Annotated in this window: 9 protein-coding genes; 3 read left to right on the top strand and 6 right to left on the bottom strand. The window is 50.1% G+C overall.

Going from position 1 to position 6,315, the window contains the following annotated elements; genetic code table 11:
• Window positions 1-359: 359 nt before the first annotated feature.
• Window positions 360-914 carry a gamma carbonic anhydrase family protein gene (locus tag OGY37_RS04995; protein WP_003031171.1) on the top strand — a complete coding sequence of 185 codons (555 nt, stop codon included), beginning with the start codon at window positions 360-362 and terminating at the stop codon, window positions 912-914.
• On the opposite strand, the gene OGY37_RS04990 is transcribed toward OGY37_RS04995, so the two are convergent.
• Genes OGY37_RS04990 through dprA form a run of 6 tightly spaced genes read right to left on the bottom strand, consistent with a single transcriptional unit; the run spans window position 890 to window position 4,682 of the window.
• Window positions 890-1,147 carry a DUF1488 family protein gene (locus OGY37_RS04990; protein WP_148361411.1) on the bottom strand — a complete coding sequence of 86 codons (258 nt, stop codon included), beginning with the start codon at window positions 1,145-1,147 and terminating at the stop codon, window positions 890-892. The two genes, OGY37_RS04995 and OGY37_RS04990, sit on opposite strands and share 25 nt — an antisense overlap.
• Entirely contained in the window at window positions 1,144-1,965 is an 822-nt protein-coding gene (gene aroE, locus OGY37_RS04985) for a shikimate dehydrogenase (RefSeq protein ID WP_003828290.1), read from the bottom strand. The genes OGY37_RS04990 and aroE overlap by 4 nt, the downstream gene beginning before the upstream one ends.
• Window position 1,966: 1 nt before the next feature.
• Complete coding sequence (tsaC, locus tag OGY37_RS04980; RefSeq protein WP_003828289.1) at window positions 1,967-2,539, bottom strand: L-threonylcarbamoyladenylate synthase type 1 TsaC; 573 nt, start codon at window positions 2,537-2,539, stop codon at window positions 1,967-1,969.
• 4 nt (window positions 2,540-2,543) lie between these two features.
• Window positions 2,544-3,086, bottom strand: a complete 543-nt coding sequence (locus tag OGY37_RS04975) for a DNA topoisomerase family protein (protein ID WP_003828287.1) — start codon at window positions 3,084-3,086, stop codon at window positions 2,544-2,546.
• 26 nt (window positions 3,087-3,112) lie between these two features.
• Entirely contained in the window at window positions 3,113-3,586 is a 474-nt protein-coding gene (gene smg / locus OGY37_RS04970; RefSeq protein ID WP_003031162.1) for a DUF494 family protein Smg, read from the bottom strand.
• Window positions 3,558-4,682: a DNA-protecting protein DprA gene (gene dprA, locus OGY37_RS04965; protein WP_149282164.1), complete on the bottom strand. Its 1,125-nt coding sequence runs from the start codon at window positions 4,680-4,682 to the stop codon at window positions 3,558-3,560. The genes smg and dprA overlap by 29 nt, the downstream gene beginning before the upstream one ends.
• Before the next feature lie 129 nt (window positions 4,683-4,811).
• On the opposite strand from dprA, the gene def reads away from it, so the two are divergent.
• Together def and fmt are read left to right on the top strand one after the other, a co-directional pair.
• Window positions 4,812-5,321 (top strand): peptide deformylase, encoded by a 510-nt coding sequence (gene def, locus OGY37_RS04960; protein WP_003828283.1) that lies wholly within the window; start codon window positions 4,812-4,814, stop codon window positions 5,319-5,321.
• 14 nt (window positions 5,322-5,335) lie between these two features.
• Window positions 5,336-6,283 (top strand): methionyl-tRNA formyltransferase, encoded by a 948-nt coding sequence (gene fmt / locus OGY37_RS04955; RefSeq protein WP_003828282.1) that lies wholly within the window; start codon window positions 5,336-5,338, stop codon window positions 6,281-6,283.
• The last annotated feature ends 32 nt before the right edge of the window (window positions 6,284-6,315 follow it).

Below are 6,315 nucleotides of genomic sequence, written 5' to 3'. Positions count from 1 at the left end.
ACAGATTGTCTGATAAATTGTTAAAGAGCAGTTGCGACGCGCTTTAGCGCTCTGTCGCGAGGTGGCGTATATTACGCTTTTCTCTTTCAGAGTCAACCCTCATTTTCAGGTTTTTCTCTTCAACCGAACCGGCTGTTTGCGTGAAGTGATTCACATCCGCCGTGTCGATGGAGGCGCATTATAGGGATCCCATTTTTTAGCACAAGTATTTTTTGGATCTTTTTTTCTGAATGCTTGTTTTTCACTCCTTTCGCTACATTCCTGCGCAATTTGGCTGATTTTTGATAGCTAAACCACTTGCACAGTCTCAATAATCCAACCAAAGTCTTCATTACTGCTCTATTTTCGTTGAGGTAAACATGTCTGATGTACTGCGTCCTTATAAGGATCTTTTCCCACAGATCGGAAATCGCGTGATGATCGACACCAGCAGTGTCGTCATTGGTGATGCTCGTTTGGCTGATGATGTCGGAATTTGGCCACTGGTTGCCATTCGTGGCGACGTTAACTATGTACAAATTGGTGCCCGTACAAACATTCAGGACGGCAGCGTTCTCCATGTCACACATAAATCCACGTCTAATCCGCAGGGTAATCCATTGATCGTGGGTGAGGATGTAACGGTCGGCCATAAAGTCATGCTACACGGCTGTATCATTGGCAACCGCGTATTAGTCGGTATGGGTTCGATTCTGCTGGATGGCGTGGTAGTAGAAGACGACGTTATGATTGGGGCTGGGAGCCTGGTTCCCCAAAACAAACGCCTGGAAAGCGGGTATCTGTACCTGGGAAGCCCGGTTAAACAAATCCGTCCATTAAGCGATGAAGAGAAAGCAGGCTTACAATATTCAGCTAACAACTATGTTAAGTGGAAAGATGAATATTTAAGTCAGAGTAACCACACCCAACCTTGAGCATCTTCCTGCTGGTCCTGGATCAATCCTTCAGCTTCTTCTTCCAGATCCCAGCGATGCTGTTGAAAGATTTCCAACCACTGTTCAGGCGTGTCGCCGCCAAAGCGGGACGCCAGCATCTCTCCAGATATGGCACATGTTAACTGCATACCATGAACCATCGCCGGAAAAACCACGGCGCTGACATCCGTGCGCCATTCTTCTCGATCGGGAAACTGGATCGCCTGATTCATGCCGACAATTCCTGCTGCATGCTTTTAATGACGGGTTCAATCTGCGGCAAAACCCCATGCCAGAGTAAAACGGCGTGCGCTGCTTGCCCCACCAGCATACCCAGGCCATCAGCATATTGTTTCGCCCCATGTTCGGCACACCAGGAGAGGAACGGTGTATCTCCTTTCTGATAAAACATGTCATAACAATAGACAGATGAGTGAATAAGAGATGTCGGAATAGCCGGTATCTCACCGCTAATTCCGCTGGATGTCGCGTTAATAATCAAATCAAAACTGTAATTATCAAGCTCATCCATTCCTACCGCCTGTACGCTGCCGGTATGGGAGAAGATTAGTGCCAGTTCTTCAGCGCGCGAAGCGGTACGGTTAACAATAGTCACCGCGCAATCCATAGAAAGAAGAGGTAATAAAACTCCACGGGATGCACCACCCGCACCAATCAGCAGAACTCGCGATCCGGGACGAATGAAAGATAAACGCTCAAGATCGCTCAACAAGCCGATACCATCCGTGTTGTCTCCCAGCAAACGCCCATCCTCCAGCCGTTTAAGGGTGTTGACCGCTCCAGCAAGCGATGCCCGCTCCGTTAGTTCATCGGCACGTGCAAATGCCTCTTCTTTAAAAGGCACGGTGACATTTGCCCCCTTCCCGCCCTCAGCAAAAAAAGCGTTCAGGGTATTCACAAAATCATTGATGGGTGCCAATACACGCCCGTAGGAGTGATCAATCTTCAGCTGCTCTGCAAATTGCTGATGAATAAAGGGCGATTTACTGTGCGCTATCGGATTACCAAAAACAGCATAGGCTTCTTTCATATTACCCCTGTCGAAACTGTTCACCTGTCAGAGCATCACGGATCTCCGAAGGATTCAAACGCCCCCCGGTCTCCCCTTCAACCACAGGAAAGTCTGTACCGAACTGTGCGCGAACTTCCTCTACCGTTCTGCAAGGCGGTAAGCCACTCAAATTAGCACTGGTAGAAACTAACGGTTTGCCATAAGCCTGGCACAACGCAACCACCAGCGGGTGATCGGTGACGCGAACAGCCAGAGAATCAAAGCGCCCGGTCAACCAGCGTGGCGTTGTCGCAAGCGCTGGGAAAACGAAGGTAACAGGACCAGGCCAACGGGCGAAAACAGCGTCACGTTGAGCATCGGTGAGCATGCTATCGTCGATATACGGTTTAAGTTGTTCAAAGTTTGACGCGATTAAAATTAACCCTTTATCGACCGGACGTTGTTTTAGCGCCAACAAACGGCTCACCGCCGTTTCGCTATCGGGGTCGCAGCCGACACCAAATACAGCTTCAGTTGGATAGGCGATGACTTTTTCTTGTTTCAGAACCGCTATCGCAGCAACGATAGGATCTGTGGGCAGGTTATTATTCACTTTTTTATTCCGCCGAAATCGGCTTTCCACATTGTTTACTGGCACAGAAATGCTTCACACCCTGCGCGGTTTTCTTTTCGATGAGAAGCGGATAATGACACTCAGGACATTCTCCGGCTAACGGTTTGAAGTTAATGACAAACTGGCACTCCGGATAGCGATCGCAGGAGTAAAAGGTTTTGCCATAACGGGAACGCCGCTGGACAAGATGACCAGTCTGGCATTGAGGACAGACTATTGCTGTTTCATCAGGCTTGTCGATGAGCTCGGTGTGATCGCACGCAGGATAGTCACTGCATCCAATAAACATACCGAATCGTCCCTGTCTCAGCACCAGCTCAGCGCCACATGCAGGACAAAGCTTACCCTCCAGAACTTTGACAATATGTCCGTCCGCGGAAGATTTCAGCGGACGGATGTAATCGCATTCTGGATAGTGTGAACAACCGAGAAATGGACCGTGTTTCCCGGAACGAATAACCAGTTCAGCCCCGCATTGTGGGCAGGGCTCGTTTTTACGCACCGTGAACAGTGCTGATTTAGCCATAACAACTCATACTGAATGAAGATTGATTAATGCAGCATACCTTCATTCACTTCAAAGAGTAATTCTTCCATTTGCTGATAGGCATTTTCACAACCTGGAATGTTGAATAGCACCATCAGAATCACCCACTTCAGGTCTTCCAGATCGAACTCTGCCGTATCCAGCGCGAGTACGCGCTCAATAACCATTTCTCGCGTTTCGAGGTTTAGCACCTGAATCTGCTCCAGGAATAGCAGGAATCCTCTACAGCTTGCATCCAGTCGATCGCACTCTTCCGCAGTATAAATACGTATAGAAAGAGGGTCCGATGCCAGCTGCATAGGTTCAGCAAGGCCATCCTGATAGTCAGCAAGCTTCTCCAGCCAAAGTAACGCGTTGTAAATGTCTTCACGATCAAAACCAGCGTCGGTAAGATCCCGTTCCAGTTTGTCCTGATCCACACGCAGCTCAGCTTCGTTATGGATATATGTCTCAAACAAATACATTAGTACGTCGAACATGGCATGCCCTCCTCAATCGGACATAGCCGCCGGGTACAGCTGCGATCCACCCTGCTAACTCCAGTTCGAGCAGTTGAGCCACTACCTCTGGCACAGGTTGGCCGGCACGTTCAGCGACGACGTCAACAGGTGTTACCTCATCTCCTACGTTAGCCAGGAGCTCCGGAAATGGCAATGCCACCTCTCCGTGATCTGGCGAATAAATTGATTTTTCAGGTTCATCTGGCAACCATTGCAGCCCATATTGCAAATTTTCAAGAATTTCCTCTGGTGTCGTCACAAGCATGGCTCCCTGCTGAATAAGCCAATGCGGGCCTTCACTTCCCGGGCTCCCAATCGGCCCTGGTAAAGCAAACACCTCCCGCCCTTGTTCCAGTGCACAGCGAGCAGTAACCAGTGAACCACTACGCTGTGCAGCTTCAACGACCAGTACACCTTTACTTAGCCCACTAATAATGCGATTTCGTCGGGGAAAATTGCGCGGCAAAGGGAGCATATTTAATGGGAACTCAGACACCAGTGCGCCCCCAGCCTCAATAAGTCGCTCCGCAAGACGGATATGCTGTCGTGGGTGAATGGTCTCAAGTCCATTTCCCAGCACCGCAATACTTGTGCCTTGTCGGTTTATCGCAGCATTGTGCGCCACGCCATCAATCCCCCGGGCCAGACCGCTGGTGATCGTCACCCCACATGCAGCAAGATTTTCGCAAAACAACCGTCCCCAGCGTTCGCCATACCATGAGTGTTGTCGACTACCGACAACGGCAACTTGAAATGAGTGGAGGCATGCAGGAGCTCCTGCAACAAAAAGCACCCCAGGATAATCCTCAATCGCACGGAGCTGTGGCGGATAATGCTCGCTGTCGGCAACCACAAAATGGTGGTTAGGCTGTTCAAGCCAGCGCAGCGTTTTTTCCAGCGTCAGATCTGAAAAGGTTAAAAAGCGTCTTGCCTGGCGTGGAGAGAATCCAGCCTGCAAGAGTACCGCGTTGTTAATACACGGTTGAGTATTGAGCCAGTGAGCAACGCGCACTATCTCATCACCATACAGTTCATTCACTTGCGCTAAACGTAGCCAAATTTCGATTTGGGTCATCCCTGTTCCCCTGCCACAAGCAGTCCTGGCAATCTTTGCGATTGGTCACTGATGCTGTCAATCAGAGGGGGTTTTGTCTAGAATAGAGGTAATTATCTTTTCAACTCCTGAACACAACTCTGGATAACTATGTCAGTTTTGCAAGTGTTACATATTCCGGACGAGCGCCTTCGCAAAGTCGCAAAACCGGTTGAAGAAGTGAATGCAGAAATTCAGCGTATCGTTGATGATATGTTCGAAACGATGTACGCCGAAGAAGGTATCGGTCTGGCAGCAACACAGGTCGATATTCATCAGCGCATCATTGTTATTGATGTCTCTGAAAATCGCGATGAGCAGTTGGTACTCATTAACCCAGAACTGCTGGAAAAAGACGGCGAAACCGGCATTGAAGAAGGCTGTCTGTCTATTCCTGAACAGCGTGCGTTAGTACCGCGTGCAGAGAAAGTAAAAATTCGTGCGCTTGATCGCGACGGCAAATCTTTTGAACTGGAAGCCGATGGCCTGCTCGCTATCTGCATTCAACATGAAATGGATCACCTGGTCGGTAAACTATTTATCGATTATCTGTCTCCGTTGAAGCAACAACGCATTCGTCAGAAAGTTGAAAAACTCGACCGCCTGAACGCTCGAGCTTAAGGACAAGGATCAACGTGTCGGACTCACTACGTATTATTTTTGCGGGTACACCTGACTTTGCAGCGCGTCATCTCGACGCGCTGCTGTCTTCTGGACATAACGTCGTTGGCGTGTTTACCCAACCGGACCGCCCGGCGGGACGCGGTAAAAAGCTGATGCCCAGCCCGGTAAAAGTGCTGGCAGAAGAAAAAGGGATACCGGTCTTTCAACCCGTCTCTCTTCGCCCTCAGGAAAACCAACTACTGGTTGCTGATTTACACGCAGACGTGATGGTGGTGGTGGCATATGGCCTGATCCTGCCAAAAGCAGTACTGGAAATGCCGCGCCTGGGTTGTATCAACGTTCACGGTTCCCTGCTTCCGCGTTGGCGGGGTGCAGCACCGATCCAGCGCTCACTGTGGGCAGGCGACGCCGAAACCGGTGTTACCATCATGCAGATGGATGTTGGCCTCGACACCGGTGATATGCTGCTGAAGCTGTCCTGCCCAATTACGGCAGAAGATACCAGCGGTTCGTTATATGACAAGCTGGCAGACCTGGGGCCTCAGGGGCTGATTGAAACGCTAAAACAGCTGGCTGCCGGTACAATAAAACCGGTGGTACAAGACGAATCACTGGTTACGCATGCAGAAAAACTCAGCAAAGAAGAGGCCCGTATCGACTGGTCGCTTTCGGCTGTTCAATTGGAACGCTGCATCCGCGCCTTTAACCCGTGGCCAATGAGCTGGCTTGAAATCGATGGTCAGCCAGTGAAAGTCTGGCAAGCTTCGGTTATTGCTGTAAACACCCAGGCCGAGCCAGGCACCATTCTAGAGGCGACAAAGCAGGGTATCCAGGTCGCAACAGGTGACGGCATTCTGAATCTTATCTCTTTGCAGCCTGCCGGTAAAAAAGCCATGAGCGCGCAGGATCTGCTTAATTCACGCCGGGAGTGGTTCGTGCCCGGAAACCGTCTGGCCTGACGGTTCATCTCTTTAAGCCCGGTGTCTCCGGG

The organism is Citrobacter sp. Cpo030 (genome assembly GCF_030333005.1).
GTDB lineage: Bacteria > Pseudomonadota > Gammaproteobacteria > Enterobacterales > Enterobacteriaceae > Citrobacter > Citrobacter portucalensis.
This window is presented reverse-complemented; position numbering and strand designations above follow the sequence as displayed.